This window comes from Acidovorax sp. LjRoot118 (assembly GCF_964253575.1).
In the GTDB taxonomy this organism is placed as follows: domain Bacteria; phylum Pseudomonadota; class Gammaproteobacteria; order Burkholderiales; family Burkholderiaceae_C; genus Acidovorax.
In genome coordinates this window covers 4,822,645-4,838,918 of the sequence record NZ_CAXURB020000001.1, presented here as the reverse complement: position 1 = coordinate 4,838,918, position 16,274 = coordinate 4,822,645, and the positions used below count along the sequence as shown (strand labels likewise).

The window sequence follows — 16,274 nt, the reverse complement described above, 5'->3', positions numbered from 1 at the left end:
CCCCTCAGCCGCTGAGTTTTCCGAGCGCGCGCAGCACGTTCTCGGCCGTGGCGGGCGCCGTGAGCTGCACCGGCGCGCGGTCGTCCTCGCCGCCGCTGCGCGTAGCCGCCACGGCATTGCGCAGCGCCTCGTAGACGCTGATGGCCAGCATGAAGGGCGGCTCGCCTACGGCCTTGCTGCCACCCACGTTGTCCTCGCGGTTGGCCTCGGGCCAGAGGTTCACGCGGAAATGCGCGGGGATGTCGCCCGTGGCCGGGATCTTGTAGGTGCTGGGGGCGTGCGTCGCCAGGTAGCCCTTGTCGTTCCACACCAGCTGCTCGGTGGTGAGCCAGCCCATGCCCTGCACGAAGCCGCCCTCGATCTGCCCGATGTCGATGGCCGGGTTGATGCTGTGGCCCACGTCGTGCAATATGTCCACGGCGATCACGCGGCTCTCGCCGGTCAGCGTGTCGATCACCACCTCGGTGCAGGCCGCGCCATACGAGAAGTAGTAGAACGGCCGGCCCGTGAGCGTGGTCTTGTCGTAGTGGATCTTGGGCGTGCGGTAGAAACCGTCGCTCCACAGCTGGATGCGGTTGGCATACGCCTCCTTGACCACGTCGTCGAAGGCGCGCACCTTCTTGGGCGAGATCACCTGCCCGCCCGCGAACTGGATCGCGCCCGCGCCACAGCCATCGAGCCCGCAGACATAGGCCGCCAGGTTGTCGCGCACATGGCGCGCGGCGAACTGGGCCGCGCGGCCGTTCAGGTCGGTGCCGCTCGACGCGGCGGTGGCGCTGGCGTTGGGCACCTTGCTGGTGTCGCTGGCCGTGACCAGCACGCGGTGCAGCGGCACGCCCAGCTCGTCGGCCACGATCTGCGCCACCTTGGTGTGCAGGCCCTGGCCCATTTCGGTGCCGCCATGGTTCACCTGCACGCTGCCGTCGGTGTACACGTGCACCAGCGCGCCGGCCTGGTTGAACAGGGTGGCCGTGAAGCTTATGCCGAACTTGACCGGCGTGATCGCCAGGCCGCGCTTGAGCACGGGGTTGGCCGCGTTCCAGGAGGTGATGGCGGTCTGGCGCTCGCGGTAGTTCGCGTCGCGCTCCAGCTGGGGCATGAGCTCGTGCAGGATGTTGTCCTCCACGGTCATCTGGTAGTGGGTCACGTTGCGGCCCTCGGCCGCATCGCGGCCGTAGAGGTTGCGCAGGCGCACGTCCTGCGCGTCCAGACCCAGGGCGCGCGCGATGTCGCCCAAGATGGCCTCGATCACGATCACGCCCTGCGGGCCGCCGAAGCCGCGGAAGGCGGTGTGGCTCTGGGTGTTGGTCTTGCAGCGGTAGGAGGCGATCTCCACGTCGCTCAGGTAGTAGGCGTTGTCGCTGTGGAACACGGCGCGGTCGGCCACCGGGCCCGACAGGTCGGCCGAGAAGCCGCAGTTGGCCGCCATGTGCAGGTTCAGCCCCGTGATGCGGCCCGTGCCGTCAAAGCCCACGTCGTAGCGGTAGGCGAACGGGTGGCGCTTGCCGGTGACCATGAAGTCCTCGTCCCGGTCCAGGCGCAGCTTGATCGGGCGGCCCAGCTTGTGCGCGGCTACGGCGGCCCACACGGCCAGGTGGCCGGCCTGGGTCTCCTTGCCGCCAAAGCCACCGCCCATGCGCCGGCACTCCACGCGCACCGCGTGGTTGTCGATGCCCAGGGCATGCGCCACCCAGTGCTGCACCTCGCCCGGGTGCTGGGTGCTTGAATAGACCCACCACTGTTTCTGCTCCAGCGGCATGGCGTAGGCTATCTGGCCTTCGAGGTAGAAGTGCTCCTGCCCACCGACGTCGAAGGTGCCTTGCAGGCGGTGCTCTGAGCCGGCAAGGCCTGCCGCCGCATCGCCCCGGCGCACGAACACCGGGGGCAGCACATAGCTTTCGGCGGCCAGCGCGTCCTGCACCGTCAGCACGGCCGGCAGCGGGGTGATGTCGAGCTTGACGGCGCGCACGGCGCGGCGCGCCTGCATCACCGTGTCGGCTACCACCAGGCCGATGACCTGGCCGATGTGTTGCACCGTGTCCATGGCAAACACCGGCTCGTCGTGCGCGAAGGCGGCCAGCATCTTGTCGCCCGGCACGTCGGCCGACAGCACCACGCCGCGCACGCCGGGCAGTGCCAGCGCGGCGCTCGCGTCCACGCCGTTCAGGCGCCCGTGGGCCACGGTGGAGAGAATGGGCGAGGCGTAGAGCGTGCCCTTGATCTCGGGCAGGTCGTCAATGTAGTGGGCCGCACCGGCCACCTGGGCGCGTGCGCTTTCATGGATGTGCGAATGTCCCATGGCGCGCAGGGTTGCGGGGGGCGTGGCCGCCAGCGTTGCCGCCACGGGCTGGTCGGCGTGCGCATCGGCCTGCACCGCCACCGGGTCGTCCACCGCGTCGCGGCTCACGGGAGAGGGGTCACGCTGGTTCATACGCTGGCCTCCAGTCGGAAGTTTTCCACGCTCACCGCGTCCTGGCCCTGGCTTTCGAGCCAGAAGCGCTGCAGCAGGCTGGCCAGCACGGTGCGCCGGTAGGCGCCGCTGGCACGCATGTCGGAGATGGGGCTGAACTCGGCCTGCAGGGCATCGGCCGCCTTCTGCACCGTCTCGGCCGACCAGGGCTGGCCGGTTAGGGCGGCTTCGGTCTGCCGCGCGCGCGCCGGGGTAGCGGCCACGCCGCCCGCACCGATGCTGGCTCGTCGCACCACGCCGGCCTCGATGTCGAGGTTGATGACCAGGCAGACCGCCGAGATGTCATCGTCGAAGCGCTTCGATATCTTGTACGCGCGCAGCGCCTCGGTCACACCCGGCCGCGGCACCACGATGCGCACCAGCAGCTCATCGGGCGCGATCACGTTCTGGCGGTAGCCGGTGTAGAGGTCTTCCAGCGCCAGCGTGCGCTCGCCGCGCGTGCTGGCCAGCACGATCTGCGCGCGCAAGGCGATCAGCAGCGGCATAGAGTCGCCGATGGGCGAGCCATTGGCCACGTTGCCGCCCAGCGTGCCCGAGTTGCGCACCGGCAGGCCCGCGAAGCGCGTGGCAAAGCTGTGCAACTGCGGCCACTGGCGGGTGAGTGCGGCAAAGGCGTCGGTCAGCGATACGGCGGCGCCGATGGTGATCTGTTGCGCGTCTTCACCGAGATGCAGCAACTCGGCCGCGCGCGTCACGTCCAGGATCTGCGCGTACTGTTTGTGCATCTTGGTGACCCACAGCCCCACATCAGTGCAGCCGGCCACCACCTGGGCACCGGGGTGCGCGGCGCGTGCGGCCAGCAGGGCGGGCAGGGTGGTGGGGGCCAGGTAAGCCGTGCCGTCGGCCGCTGGTGCCTGCAACTGGGCCAGTTGTCGCAACACCTGCGCCTCATCGACGGCCACGGGGGGCAGGGAGGCCATCTGCTGGGCCGCGTCGAGGATGGGGCGGTAGCCCGTGCAGCGGCACAGGTTGCCCGAGAGTTCTTCCTGCGCCAGCTCGCGCGTGATCGGCTGGCCGTGGCAGACATGGTTCTGGTACATGCCGAACAGGCTCATCACGAAGCCCGGCGTGCAAAAGCCGCACTGCGAGCCGTGGCACTGCACCATGGCCTCTTGCGCTGGGTGCAGGGTGATGGCTTTCTCGGCCGACGGGGCCGGGCCGGCGGGGCGGATCAGCGGGTCCTCGGCCAGGTCTTCCACCGTCCACAGCGCCATGCCGTCCACCGAATGGGCCAGGCGGATGCAGCTGTTCACGGCGCTGTAGTGCAGCTTGCCATGTCGTTCTTCGCCCAGCACCACGGTGCAGGCGCCGCAGTCGCCTTCGCCGCAGCCTTCCTTGGTGCCGGTGCAGCCCAGGTCCTCGCGCAGCACCTCCAGCAAGGTGCGGTCGGGTGGTACGTCGTGCAGCGCCGCGGGCTGGCCGCGGCGGATGAAGCGAAGAGGTCGGTGGGTCATCGTCATGCGTGGGTGCTCAAAAACGGGCAAATCGGTCAGAAGCAGAGCGTATGCGCGCCTGCCAGGGACCGCATATGCCAGAGCGTATAACGAGGATGCCTGCCGCGCTATGACTGCGCGCCCATCGGGGGCAAAAAAAGGCGGCTACCGCCACACCCCGTGGGCACCGGCCGGCTGCCGTGGCACAGTGGCTGCTGGCTACACTGCTGCGCCTCCCCCCGCATCACTGCACACCACCGCGCACCCTTTCTGCCCATGCCCGCTGCAACGCCTCCCCGCCCACCTGCCGCAACCCTTGACCAGCCGGTGTACGAGGCCGTGCTCGACGCCGTCATGCACGGCCGGCTGCGCCCTGGCGAGCGCCTGGGCGAGCCTGCACTGTGCGAGCGCTTCGGCGTGAGCCGCACGGTGGTGCGCCAGGCCCTGCACCGGTTGGCCGAACTGCGCATCCTGGACATCGTGCCCAACAAGGGGGCGACGGTGGCCCGCCCCGGCCCGAAGGAGACGCGCGACATCTTTGCCGCGCGCCGCGTGGTCGAGGCCGGCATCGTGCGCATGGTGGCCGCGCGCATCACGCACGGCGAGGTGCAGCGCCTCAAGCAGCGCATGCGCGCCGAGCACGAGGCCCTGCACCAGCAGGACCATGCGCGCTGGGTGGCGCTGGCGGGGGGCTTTCACCTGGCGCTGGCGGAGCTGTCGGGCAATGCCGAGCTGCAGCGCATCCTGACCGAACTCATGACGCGCTGCTCGCTGATCGTGGCGCTGTACGAGGCGCCCGGCGAGTCCACCTGCGAGCACGAGGAGCACGAGCAGCTCGTCGAGCACCTGGCCCTGCGCGATGCCGCTGCCGCCGCCGACGCCATGGACCGCCACCTGTTGGCGCTGGAGGCGCGCCTGTCCCTGCCAGACGAGGTGCCGCCGGGCTGATTTGGGAAATCGTATACGATTTTTTGAAAATCATTGAAAGCAAGTCAAATGGTTTAAAATTTCGTATACGATTTATTGAAGCGCCGTGCCATGGACATCGACTTTTCGCAGATAGACGCCTACCAGCGCTACAAGCTCATGGCCAGCCTGATCGTGCCGCGCCCCATCGCGCTGATCACCACGCTGGGCGAGGACGGCACGGTCAATGCGGCGCCGTTCAGCATGTTCAACATGCTGGGCGAGGACCCGCCGGTGGTCATGGTCAGCATCAACCGCTTGAAGGACGGCCTGCTCAAGGACACGGCGGCCAATATCCTGCGCACCGGCGAGTTCGTGGTGCACATCACCGACGAGGCCATGGCTGCGCAGATGCACGCCTGCGGCGACAGCCTGCCCCCGGATGAAAGCGAACTGGCGCACGCCGGCCTCACGCCGGTGCCCTCGCGCAGCGTGGCGCCGCCGCGCATCGCCGAGGCGCCGGTGGCCTTCGAGTGCGTGCTGCACGAAACCCTGGAGACCGCCAGCCGCTACGTCTTCATCGGCCGCGTGCAGTGGCTGGGCGTGCGCGAAGGCCTGGTGGACACCGAACGCTGGCGCGTGCGCCTGCAGGACTTCCATCCCGTGGGGCGCTTTGGCGCGAGCTTCTACGTGAAGACCGGCGAGCGCTTCGCCATCGGCGCGGACACGCCAGCGCAGGCGCGCAGCACCGCCATCGACGAGATCTGAGCGCCATGGATGCATCCGCCTTCAGCGCGCAGGACCACGCCGCCATGCGGCTGGCCATCGAGGCTTCGCGCGCTGCGCTTGCGGCGGGCGACAACCCCTTCGGCGCCACGCTGGCGTCGGCCGAGGGCGCGGTGCTGTTCACTGCCCGCAACAACCAGAACACCACGCGCGACTGCACCGGCCATGCCGAAATGGTGCTGGTGCGCGAGGCCTCTGCGGCGCTCGGCCCCGATGTCCTGCGCGGTGCGACCGTGTTCGCGAGCGGCGAGCCCTGTGCGATGTGCGCCGGTGCCATGTTCTGGGCCGGTATTGCGCGCGTGGTCTATGCGGCCAGCCAGGACGACATCGCCCAGGCCTTGGGTGGGCCGCAACTGGCAACGCCTTGTGCTCAATTGCTGGCACAGGCGCGTCCTCCAGTCGCGGTGGAGCACGGCCTGCTGCGCGAAGAAGCTGCGGCCGCATTGCGCGGGGCCTGACCCGGGCCTCTCGCGGCCGCACAGGGATTTCCAGGGGCACGGTGCAGGGGCTGTGCGGTGTACAGTGCGCCGACACTTTTTGCCCACCCCACAACGCCTCCACTCCCCACACCGCGCAGCGCAGCGCATCCAACGCGCGCAGCGGCATACGTGATGGCGTATGACAAGAATGCAGGCCCCTGTATGCGAGACCACGCCCTTTTCGACAAGATAGACCTCCATCTCATAAGGGTCTTGCACACCGTGTTGACTGAACGCAGCGTATCGAGGGCCGCCGTCCGCCTGGGCATGCACCAGCCGGCGGTGTCGGCCGCGCTCAAGCGGCTGCGCGACTTGGCGGGCGATCCGCTGCTGGTGCGGTCGGGCGCCAGCATGATGCCTACCGACGCGGCGCTGCGCATGGTGGAGCCTGCGGGCGCCATCCTGCGCTCGGCCGAGGCGCTGTTCTCCGATGCCCGCGGCTTCGATCCGCGCACCGCCACCCGCACCTTCCGCGTTGCCGCCAGCGACTACCTGGACCCGCTGTTCCTGCCCCAGCTCGTGGCGCGCATCAAGGTCGAGGCGCCGATGTGCCCCATCGAGATCCTGCCCCTGTCGGGCGACACGCACTACCACGCCCATCTGGCGCAGGGCGACGTGGACGTGGTCATCGGCAACTGGCCCCAGCCCCCGGACGACCTGCACATGGGCCGCCTGTTCGGCGACGAGGTGGTGTGCCTGGTCAACCGCGACCACCCTGCCGTGCGCCGCGGCTGGGACGCCGAGAGCTGGCTGGCCGCCGAGCACATCGCCCCCACGCCCACCCACCCCGGCGCGCGCGGCGTGATCGACCTGCACCTCGATGGCCTGGGCCTGGCGCGCAACATCACCGCGCGCTGCGCGCACTTCAGCGCCATACCACCCATCGTGGCATCGAGCTTGCTTGTGCTGACCACCGGGCGCCAGTACTGCGAGCGCTATGTGGACCACCTGCCGCTGGCCATTTTGCCGGCCCCCGTGGAGTTCCCGCGCCTCATGTACTACCAGCTGTGGCATGCCCGCACGCACCATTCTGCAGCCGCCGTGTGGCTGCGCGACTGCGTGAAGGCGGTGGCTGCATCGCTACGAAAAGAATAGCTTCGCGTTCATGCTGAACAAGCGATGGCAGGCAGTTTCAACCCCATAACGACCCACCAAACTGAGAGACAATCCACCGCATGAGTTCACCACCTCTTCCCAATGCCCCGGGCTTGGCGCCCCGGCTGCAGCTCACGGGCATCACCAAGCGCTATCCCGCCGTGGTGGCCAACAGCGGTGTCTCCCTCACGGTGCAGCCGGGCGAGATCCACGCGGTGCTGGGCGAAAACGGCGCGGGCAAGTCCACGCTGATGAAGATCATCTACGGCTCGGTCAAGCCCGACGAGGGCAGCGTGCATTTCAACGGCCAGGCCGTGCAGGTGCGCAACCCGCAGGAGGCGCGGTCCCTGGGCATCGCCATGGTGTTCCAGCACTTCAGCCTGTTCGATACACTGACCGTGGCCGAGAACGTCTGGCTGGGCCTGGACAAGAGCCAGGACCTGGCCGAGGTCACGCAGCGCATCACCGCCAAGGCGGCCGAGTACGGCCTCGACATCGACCCCCTGCGCCCCGTGCACACGCTGAGCGTGGGCGAGATGCAGCGTGTGGAGATCATCCGCGCGCTGCTCACCAACCCCAAGGTGCTGATCCTCGATGAGCCCACCTCGGTGCTCACGCCCCAGGCGGTGGAAAAGCTCTTCGTGGTGCTGCGCAAGCTCGCGGCCGAGGGCTGCAGCATCCTCTACATCAGCCACAAGCTGCACGAGATCCGGGCGCTGTGCACCGCCTGCACCGTGCTGCGCGGCGGCAAGGTCACGGGCGTGTGCAACCCGGCCGAGGAATCGAATGCCTCGCTCTCGCGCCTGATGATCGGTGCCGAGCCGCCGGCGCTGGAGCACCGCACCGTGCAGACCGGTGCCACCGTGCTCAACGTGCAGGGCCTGTCGCTGCCACGCGCCGACCAGTTCGGCGTGGACCTGGTGGACCTGGCCTTTGAGGTGAAGGCTGGCGAGGTGGTCGGCATTGCCGGGGTCTCCGGCAATGGCCAGAAGGAATTGCTCTACGCGCTGTCGGGTGAAGACCAGCGCGCCGAGCCGGCCAGCATCCAGGTGTCCGGCCAGAACGCCGGCCGCATGGGCCCGAGCCGCCGCCGCGCGCTGGGCCTGCACTTCGTGCCCGAGGAGCGCCTGGGCCGCGGCGCCGTGCCCACCATGGGCCTGGCGCACAACCTGCTGCTCACGCGCACCAATTCGGTGGCGGGCAGCGGCTGGATCAAGGTGGGTGCACTCGAATCGCATGCGCGCGCCATCATCGAGCGCTTCCACGTCAAGGCGGGCGGGCCGCATGCGGCGGCCAAGTCGCTGTCGGGCGGCAACCTGCAGAAATTCATCGTGGGCCGCGAGATCGACGCCAAGCCCCGCCTGCTCATCGTCTCGCAACCCACCTGGGGCGTGGACGTGGGCGCCGCCGCGCAGATCCGCGGCGAAATCCTGGCGCTGCGCGATGCCGGTTGCGCCGTGCTCGTGGTCAGTGAGGAGCTGGACGAATTGTTTGAAATCTGTGACCGCCTGCATGTCGTGGCCAAGGGCCACCTCTCGCCCTCGGTGCCGCGCGCCGAGGCCACCGTGGAGCGCATCGGCGAGTGGATGAGCGGGCTGTGGCATGCCGACGTGCAGGGCCACCTGGCGCAGGCCGCAGTGGCCGCTGGCGGGGAGCACCACCATGCTTAAGCTCGAACCACGCCCCCAGGCCTCGCGGCTGTGGACCTTCGGCTCGCCGCTGCTGGCGCTGGCCTTCACCGTGCTGATCGGCATCATCCTCTTCGCTGCACTGGGCAAGGACCCCGTGCGTGCGCTGCAGATATTCTTCTGGGAGCCGATCAAGACGCCCTACGCCATCGGCGAACTCATGGTCAAGGCCACGCCGCTGCTGTTGATTGCGCTCGGCCTGGCCGTGTGCTTTCGCTCCAACGTCTGGAACATCGGCGCCGAGGGCCAGTTCGTCATCGGCGCCGTGGCGGCCGGCGGCATGGCGCTGCTGGCCGACAAGACCACCGGCCCCTGGATCGTGCCGGCCATTTTGCTGGCCGGCGTGCTGGGCGGCATGGCCTGGGCGGGGCTCACGGCGCTGCTGCGCGACAAGTTCAACGCCAGCGAGATCCTGGTCAGCCTGATGCTGGTCTACGTGGCCACACTGGTGCTGGGCTACCTGGTCTACGGCCCGTGGAAGGACCCCATGGGCTACAACTTCCCGCAGACCAAGACCTTCGAGCGCGTGACGCAGATACCGCGCCTGATGCAGGGCTCGCGCATGTCCATCGGCCTGCTGCTGGCCTTGGCCGGTGCGGCCGCGCTGTGGGTGTTTCTGTTCCGCACCCGCGCCGGTTTTGCCCAGCAGGTGGGCGGGCTGGCGCCGGCGGCTGCGCGCTACGCGGGCTTCTCGTCGCGCCGTGCGCTGTGGGTGGCGCTCCTCATCTCGGGTGGCGCTGCCGGCCTGGCCGGCGCGCTCGAAGTGGCCGGCCCCATCGGCCAGCTCACGCCCTATGTACCGGCGGGCTACGGCTTCGCGGCCATCATCGTCGCCTTCGTCGGGCGGCTGCACCCGGTGGGCATGATCCTCTCGGCGATTTTGATGAGCATGTTCTACATCGGCGGCGAGCTGGCGCAGTCGCGCCTGGGCCTGCCCAAGTCGCTCACCGGCGTGTTCCAGGGCCTGCTGCTGTTCACGCTGCTGGCCTGCGACACGCTGATTGCCTACCGCGTGCGCTGGGTCGGTACGAAAGGGGTGAAGGCATGAACCACCACCACAGCCTCTGCGTGAATCTCTCGGCCAGGAAGGAAGCTTGATATGGAATCCTATGCACTGCTCATAGGCGCCACGCTGAGTGCGGGCACCGTCCTGGCCATCGCGGCGCTGGGCCTGTTGATCAACGAGAAGGCCGGCATCGTCAACCTCGGCGCCGAGGGCATGATGCTGTGCGCCGCCATTGCCGGCTTCGCCACCGTGGTGCACACCGGCAACAGCTGGCTGGGCTTCGCGGCCGGCATGGCCGCCGGTGCCGTGCTGGCCGCCATCTTCGGCGTGCTGGTGATCTGGCTCAATACCAACCAGTACGCCACGGGGCTGGCACTGAGCCTGTTCGGCGTGGGCTTCTCGGCCTTCCTGGGCATCAGCTACGTACAGGCCAAGCTGCCCGAGATGCCCAAGTACGCCATCCCCGGCCTGTCCGAGGTGCCGTTGCTCGGGCCCGCGCTGTTCCAGCAGCACCCGGTGGTCTATCTCACCATGCTGCTGGTGGCAGCCCTCATCTGGTTCCTGTACCGCTCGCGCGCCGGCCTGGTGCTGCGCTCTGTGGGCGAGTCGCCCGAGTCGGCCCATGCGCTGGGCTACCCGGTGCGCCGCATCCGCCTGGCGGCCGTGGTGGCCGGCGGCGCGCTGTGCGGCCTGTCGGGGGCCTACATCTCCACGGTCTACACCCCCCTGTGGGTGGAGGGCATGGTGGCGGGCCGCGGCTGGATCGCGCTGGCGCTGACCACCTTCGCCACCTGGCGGCCCGCCCGCGTGCTGCTCGGGGCCTACCTGTTCGGCGGCGTGACCATGCTGCAGTTTCATCTGCAGGCCACGGGCGTGCAGGTGGCCAGCCAGTTGCTGAGCATGCTGCCCTATGTGGCCACCATCGTGGTGCTGGCCCTGATATCGCGCAACCCGGCGTGGATCCGCATCAACATGCCCGCCTCGCTGGGCAAACCTTTCTACCCGGGTTCGTGAATACGGGCGCATGCCTTCCCGTGGGGCACGTGCTCGGCTTGGATCTTGCATCCTGCCGGGCGCTGGAGCCTTTCGGGCCGCACCTCCCCCAAAAACCTTTGGTTACCGCCCGGTAGATCACCCCATAATCGCTGTTTTCGTTCCCCCGCTGTTGCAACACTTTCTTTCTTCTCTTCAAAAGGAACCGACATGACTGATCTGCAGAAACGCTCCCTGCTCAAGGTGGCTGCGCTCTCCGCTGTAGCCGCTGCCGCACTGGTGGGCTGTGGCAAGAAGGAAGAGCCCGCCGCTGCGGCGCCTGCGCCCGCCCCGGCGCCCGTGGCCTCTGCGCCCGCGCCCAAGCCCGAGCCACTGAAGATCGCGTTCGCCTATGTCGGCCCCGTCGGTGACGGCGGCTGGTCGTTTGCCCATGACAATGGCCGCAAGGCCATCGAGAAGGAATTCGGCGACAAGGTAGTGACCAGCTTCGTCGAGAGCGTGCCCGAATCGGCCGATGCCGAGCGCGTGCTGCGCGACTTGGCCGGCCAGGGCAACAAGCTGATCTTCGGCACCACCTTCGGCTATATGGAGTCGATCCAGAAGATCGCCCCCGACTTCAAGGACGTGAAGTTCGAGCACGCCACCGGCTACAAGACCGCCGACAACGTGCGCACCTACGACAGCCGCACCTACGAAGGCGCCTACATGGCCGGCGTGATCGCCGGCGCCATGACCAAGACCAACACGCTGGGTGTGGTGGGCTCGGTGCCAATCCCCGAAGTGATCCGCAACATCAACAGCTTCACGCTGGGTGCGCAGTCGGTCAACCCCAAGGTCAAGACCAAGGTGGTGTGGGTGAACGAATGGTTCAGCCCACCCAAGGAAACCGAAGCCGCCACCTCGCTGATCAATGGCGGCGCCGACGTGCTGTTCCAGAACACCGACTCGCCTGCCGTGCTCAAGACCGCCCAGGAAAAGGGCAAGCGCGCCTTCGGCTGGGACAGCGACATGACCGCCTACGGCCCCAAGGCCCACCTGGCATCGGCCGTGATCAACTGGGGCCCGTACTACATCAAGGCCACCAAGGACGCGCTGGAAGGCAAGTGGGCCACGGGCCAGAGCTGGTGGGGCGTGAAGGAAGGCGCGATCGACATCGTCTCCATCGCCGAAGACGTGCCTGCCGACACCAAGGCCAAGGTCGAAGCGGTCAAGAAGGGCCTGGCCGACGGCAGCTTCCAGATCTGGAAGGGCCCCATCGTGGGCCAGGATGGCAAGGAAGTGGTCGCCAAGGACGCCGTCGCCGACGACAAGTTCCTGAGCGGCGTGAACTTCTACGTCAAGGGCGTGGAAGGCAAGATCCCCGGCGGCGACAAGAAGTAAGCAGCCCCGTCACCAGGCCCTGGCGGCCTGGTCCAGGAAAGGGAACGTGCGCGGCACGTTCCCTTTTTCGTTGGGGCCGTACAGAATGTCCAAAAGGGCTGTACGCGGGCCCTCGAACAACAAGAACCATTCCCATGATCGAAACCACCCTCTGGCACCCGGTGGCCCTGTCGCACGCGGTGGAGCAGGCTCCGCTGGCAGTGCAGTTGCTGCAGCACGCCCTCGTGCTCTGGCGCGATGGACAGGGCCAGGTTCAGGCCTTCACGGACCGCTGTCCTCACCGGGGTGCGCGCCTGTCCCTGGGCCGGGTACAGGGTGGCCGCCTGGAGTGCCCCTACCACGGCTGGCAGTTCGCGGCTGACGGGCAGTGCGTGCACGTGCCGGCGCTGCCGCAGTTCACCCCGCCCGCCACGCACTGCGCCCGGCGCCATGGCGTGGTCGAAGCCAACGGCCTGGTGTGGGTGCAGCTCGAAGCGGGCGATGCCGTGCCGCCCGCCTTCGAGGCCGAGGGCGATGCCCGCCTGCGCAAGCTCAACTGCGGCACCTACGACGTGGCCACCAGCGCCCCGCGCATCGTCGAGAACTTCCTGGATATGGCGCACTTTGGCTTCGTGCATGACGGCTGGCTGGGTACGCGCGAGGCCACGGCCATCGACGACTACCGCGTCGAGCCCACGCCCACGGGCCTGCGCGCCACGGGCTGCAAGGCCTGGCAGCCGCAGTCCAACCTGCACTCGACGGCGCCAGCCCAGGTGGAGTACACCTACGAGGTCACGGGCCCCTACACCGCAGTGCTGACCAAGGTGCCCGAGGCCGGTACCACCGCAGTGGCCGGCTGGCGCGAGTCCATCGCGCTGTTCGTGTGCCCGCTCACGCCCGAGACCAGCCGCGTGTGGTTCCGCCTGGCCGTGGCCGATTTCGAATCGCCCGACGAGAAGCTGCAGGCCTTCCAGCACACCATCTTCACCCAGGACCAGCCGGTGCTGGAGTCCCAGAACCCGCAACGCCTGCCGCTGGACCTGCGTGCCGAGTTGCATACCGCCGCCGACAAGGCATCATCCGCCTACCGCCGCTACCTGCGCGCGAGCGGCATCACCTTTGGAGTTTGCTGATGTTCAAGGTTCCCCCCATCCCCGCCGCGCGCATCCCCGAGCTGCTGCGCGCCATGCCCAAGGCCGAGCTGCACATCCACATCGAGGGCTCGCTGGAGCCCGAGCTGATCTTCGCGCTGGCGCAGCGCAACGGCCTCACGTTGCCCTACGCCGATGTGGAGGCGCTGCGCAGCGCCTATGCCTTCACCAACCTGCAGAGCTTTCTGGACATCTACTACGCCGGCGCCAGCGTGCTGCTGCACGAGCAGGATTTTTACGACATGGCGCGCGCCTACCTGGTGCGTGCCGCGGCCGACAACGTGCTGCACACCGAGCTGTTTTTCGACCCGCAGACGCACACCGAGCGCGGCGTGGCGATGGAAACGGTGATCAACGGCCTGCACCGCGCCTGCGTGGATGCGCGCAAGGACCTGGGCATCAGCGCCACGCTGATCCTGTGCTTCCTGCGCCACCTGAGCGAGGAATCGGCCTTCGAGACGCTGGAGCAGGCCCAGCCGTTTCTGGACAAGATCGTCGGCGTGGGCCTGGACAGCAGCGAGGTGGGCAACCCGCCCGAGAAATTCGCGCGTGTGTTTGCCCGCTGCCGCGAGCTGGGCCTGCACCTGGTGGCCCATGCGGGCGAGGAGGGCCCGCCGGCCTACATCTGGAGTGCGCTCGACGTGCTCAAGGTCGAGCGCATCGACCACGGCGTGCAGGCCGTCCACGACGCCGCGCTGATGCAGCGCCTGGCCCAGGACCGCATCGCGCTCACCGTGTGCCCGCTGTCCAACCAGAAGCTGTGCGTCTTCCCCAACCTGGCCGACCACAACCTGGCGAAGCTGCTCGATGCTGGCCTGGCCGCCACGGTCAATTCGGACGACCCGGCCTACTTCGGCGGCTACATCAACGACAACTTCACCCAGGTGTTCGCTGCCACCGGCATGACGGTGCGCCAGGCCTACCAGCTGGCGTTCAACAGCTTCGAGGCCAGCTTTGCGGGCAACGCCGACAAGCGCGTGTGGGAGCACAAGCTCAAGGAGCGCTTCGAACGCTTCATGGAACACGACTACTGATCCAGGAATGGCAGGAGTATCCAAGGCAGTGCAGGCCGCATTTTTTGTGCACTGTTTGTGTGCAGAACAACAACGCTGCTGTTGGGTCTGGCGCATCAGTTGCACATGGATTTCGGGTAAACCCTAGAATTACAGGTTTTTGTAAGCATTTGTTGGCCCCCTCCGGGGTCGGCAACTGCCCAGAATGCGGCCTTTGGGAGACCGCATCTCTTTTGTGCCTACCCCTGCGCCTTTCCATAACGGAGTCTCTCCATGTTTCTCAATCAGTTGTCCATCGGCAAGCGCCTCGCGCTGGTGCTTGGGGCGATCCTCGCGCTGTTCCTGCTCAGCTCCATCGTGGCCGTCGTCCGTCTGGGCCAGCTTGGCACAGAGATCGACACCATGGTCAACGACAACATCAAGACCGAGCGTGCCGGGGCCGACTGGCTGCGCCACACCACCTCGGGTGTGCAGCGTGCCGCAGCCATCGCCAAGAGCAGCGATGCTGCGCTGATCCCCTACTTCGCGCCGGCCACGGCCACCTCCATCCGTGAGACCAACGAGCTTCAGAAGATCATCGAGGCGCAGATGGACACGGCCGAGGAAAAGCAGCTCTTCACCAAGGTCGGCGAGCTGCGCAAGAGCTACCTGGCCGCGCGTGAAGAGGTGAGCAAGTTCAAGCAGGCCGGCGATGCGGAGAACGCCAACAAGGTGTTCACCGAGCGCTTCGAGCCCACCTCACGCGACTACCTGGCCGGCGTGCAGCAGATGGTGGACGCGCAACGCGCCCAACTGGATGCCGCAGGCAAGCGCGCCGAGGGACTGCGCGCGCAGACCACCCTGCTGCTGCAGGTGTGCACCGCCATCTCGCTGCTGCTCGGCGCCTTGCTGGCCTGGCTGCTGGCCATCAGCATCACTCGCCCCTTGCGCCAGGCCGAAGCCATAGCCGAATCCATCGCCGGCATGGACCTGACCGGTGCACCCCAGGCCGGCTACGCCAATGACGAGACCGGCCACCTGCTGCGCGCGCTGGACGCCATGCGCAGTGCGCTGAACGGCTCGCTGCAGCAGGTGCGTGGCGTGGTGGACAGCATCTCCACCGCCAGCTCACAGATCGCCATTGGCAACCAGGACCTGAGCGCGCGCACCGAGCAGACGGCCGCCAACCTGGAGGAGACGGCCAGCTCCATGGAAGAGCTCACCAGCACCGTGCGCCAGAGCGCCGACTCGGCCGTGCAGGCCAACCAGATGGCCGCCTCGGCTGCCCAGGTGGCGCAGCGCGGCGGCGAGGTCGTGGCCCAGGTGGTGAGCACCATGGACGCGATCAACGCCAGCAGCAAGAAGATCGCCGACATCATCGGCACCATCGACGGCATCGCCTTCCAGACCAACATCCTGGCGCTCAACGCCGCCGTGGAAGCCGCCCGGGCCGGCGAGCAGGGCCGTGGCTTTGCCGTGGTGGCCAGCGAAGTGCGCAGCCTCGCCCAGCGCAGTGCCGAAGCGGCCAAGGAGATCAAGACCCTGATCGGCCAGTCGGTCGAGAAGGTGGAGTCGGGCGCTGCGCTGGTGCAGAACGCCGGCAGCACCATGGGCGAGATCGTGAGCTCCGTGCGCCGCGTGACCGACATCATCGGCGAGATCAGCGCCGCCGCATCGGAGCAGAGCCAGGGCATCAGCCAGGTGAACGTGGCCGTCAGCCAGCTCGACCAGATGACGCAGCAGAACGCGGCGCTGGTGGAGGAATCCACCGCCGCCGCCGAGAGCCTCAAGGACCAGGCCGCGCGCCTGGCCGAGGTGGTGGGCGCCTTCCGCCTGGGTGCGCCATCGGGCGCGCTGCGACTGCGCTGAGAAAGCGCCGCGCCAGCGCCGGCGCGGCCCGCTGGCTACAATACCGC

General features: G+C 68.0%; 13 protein-coding genes. 11 read left to right on the top strand and 2 right to left on the bottom strand.

Going from position 1 to position 16,274, the window contains the following annotated elements; all coding sequences use genetic code 11:
* Positions 1 to 4 precede the first annotated feature (4 nt).
* Positions 5 to 2,431 carry a xanthine dehydrogenase molybdopterin binding subunit gene (gene xdhB, locus ACSQ9E_RS22735; RefSeq protein WP_436219243.1) on the bottom strand — a complete coding sequence of 809 codons (2,427 nt, stop codon included), beginning with the start codon at positions 2,429 to 2,431 and terminating at the stop codon, positions 5 to 7.
* Entirely contained in the window at positions 2,428 to 3,924 is a 1,497-nt protein-coding gene (gene xdhA / locus ACSQ9E_RS22730; RefSeq protein ID WP_436220253.1) for a xanthine dehydrogenase small subunit, read from the bottom strand. Before xdhA ends, xdhB begins: the two co-directional genes overlap by 4 nt.
* 255 nt (positions 3,925 to 4,179) lie before the next feature.
* Between xdhA and ACSQ9E_RS22725 the strand changes: the two genes are divergently transcribed.
* From ACSQ9E_RS22725 to ACSQ9E_RS22675, 11 genes are all read left to right on the top strand, one after another.
* Complete coding sequence (locus ACSQ9E_RS22725; RefSeq protein WP_436219242.1) at positions 4,180 to 4,851, top strand: GntR family transcriptional regulator; 672 nt, start codon at positions 4,180 to 4,182, stop codon at positions 4,849 to 4,851.
* 90 nt (positions 4,852 to 4,941) lie between these two features.
* Positions 4,942 to 5,577 carry a flavin reductase family protein gene (locus tag ACSQ9E_RS22720; protein ID WP_436219241.1) on the top strand — a complete coding sequence of 212 codons (636 nt, stop codon included), beginning with the start codon at positions 4,942 to 4,944 and terminating at the stop codon, positions 5,575 to 5,577.
* Positions 5,578 to 5,582: 5 nt separating this feature from the next.
* On the top strand, positions 5,583 to 6,053 hold the full coding sequence (locus ACSQ9E_RS22715; RefSeq protein ID WP_057201417.1) for a nucleoside deaminase: 471 nt from the start codon (positions 5,583 to 5,585) through the stop codon (positions 6,051 to 6,053).
* Positions 6,054 to 6,236: 183 nt separating this feature from the next.
* Complete coding sequence (locus ACSQ9E_RS22710) at positions 6,237 to 7,169, top strand: LysR family transcriptional regulator (RefSeq protein WP_436219240.1); 933 nt, start codon at positions 6,237 to 6,239, stop codon at positions 7,167 to 7,169.
* A gap of 80 nt (positions 7,170 to 7,249) precedes the next feature.
* A complete protein-coding gene (locus ACSQ9E_RS22705) occupies positions 7,250 to 8,839 on the top strand; it encodes an ABC transporter ATP-binding protein (protein ID WP_436219239.1) in 1,590 nt (529 codons plus the stop codon).
* Positions 8,832 to 9,905 carry an ABC transporter permease gene (locus ACSQ9E_RS22700; protein WP_057201414.1) on the top strand — a complete coding sequence of 358 codons (1,074 nt, stop codon included), beginning with the start codon at positions 8,832 to 8,834 and terminating at the stop codon, positions 9,903 to 9,905. Before ACSQ9E_RS22705 ends, ACSQ9E_RS22700 begins: the two co-directional genes overlap by 8 nt.
* A 51-nt stretch (positions 9,906 to 9,956) precedes the next feature.
* Positions 9,957 to 10,877 (top strand): ABC transporter permease, encoded by a 921-nt coding sequence (locus ACSQ9E_RS22695; RefSeq protein WP_057201413.1) that lies wholly within the window; start codon positions 9,957 to 9,959, stop codon positions 10,875 to 10,877.
* A gap of 189 nt (positions 10,878 to 11,066) precedes the next feature.
* Positions 11,067 to 12,236: a BMP family ABC transporter substrate-binding protein gene (locus ACSQ9E_RS22690; protein ID WP_057201412.1), complete on the top strand. Its 1,170-nt coding sequence runs from the start codon at positions 11,067 to 11,069 to the stop codon at positions 12,234 to 12,236.
* Between the two features lie 134 nt (positions 12,237 to 12,370).
* On the top strand, positions 12,371 to 13,348 hold the full coding sequence (locus tag ACSQ9E_RS22685; protein ID WP_436219238.1) for an aromatic ring-hydroxylating dioxygenase subunit alpha: 978 nt from the start codon (positions 12,371 to 12,373) through the stop codon (positions 13,346 to 13,348).
* Positions 13,348 to 14,400 carry an adenosine deaminase gene (locus ACSQ9E_RS22680; protein ID WP_428002230.1) on the top strand — a complete coding sequence of 351 codons (1,053 nt, stop codon included), beginning with the start codon at positions 13,348 to 13,350 and terminating at the stop codon, positions 14,398 to 14,400. The genes ACSQ9E_RS22685 and ACSQ9E_RS22680 overlap by 1 nt, the downstream gene beginning before the upstream one ends.
* A gap of 252 nt (positions 14,401 to 14,652) precedes the next feature.
* Positions 14,653 to 16,227, top strand: a complete 1,575-nt coding sequence (locus tag ACSQ9E_RS22675) for a methyl-accepting chemotaxis protein (RefSeq protein WP_057201409.1) — start codon at positions 14,653 to 14,655, stop codon at positions 16,225 to 16,227.
* The last annotated feature ends 47 nt before the right edge of the window (positions 16,228 to 16,274 follow it).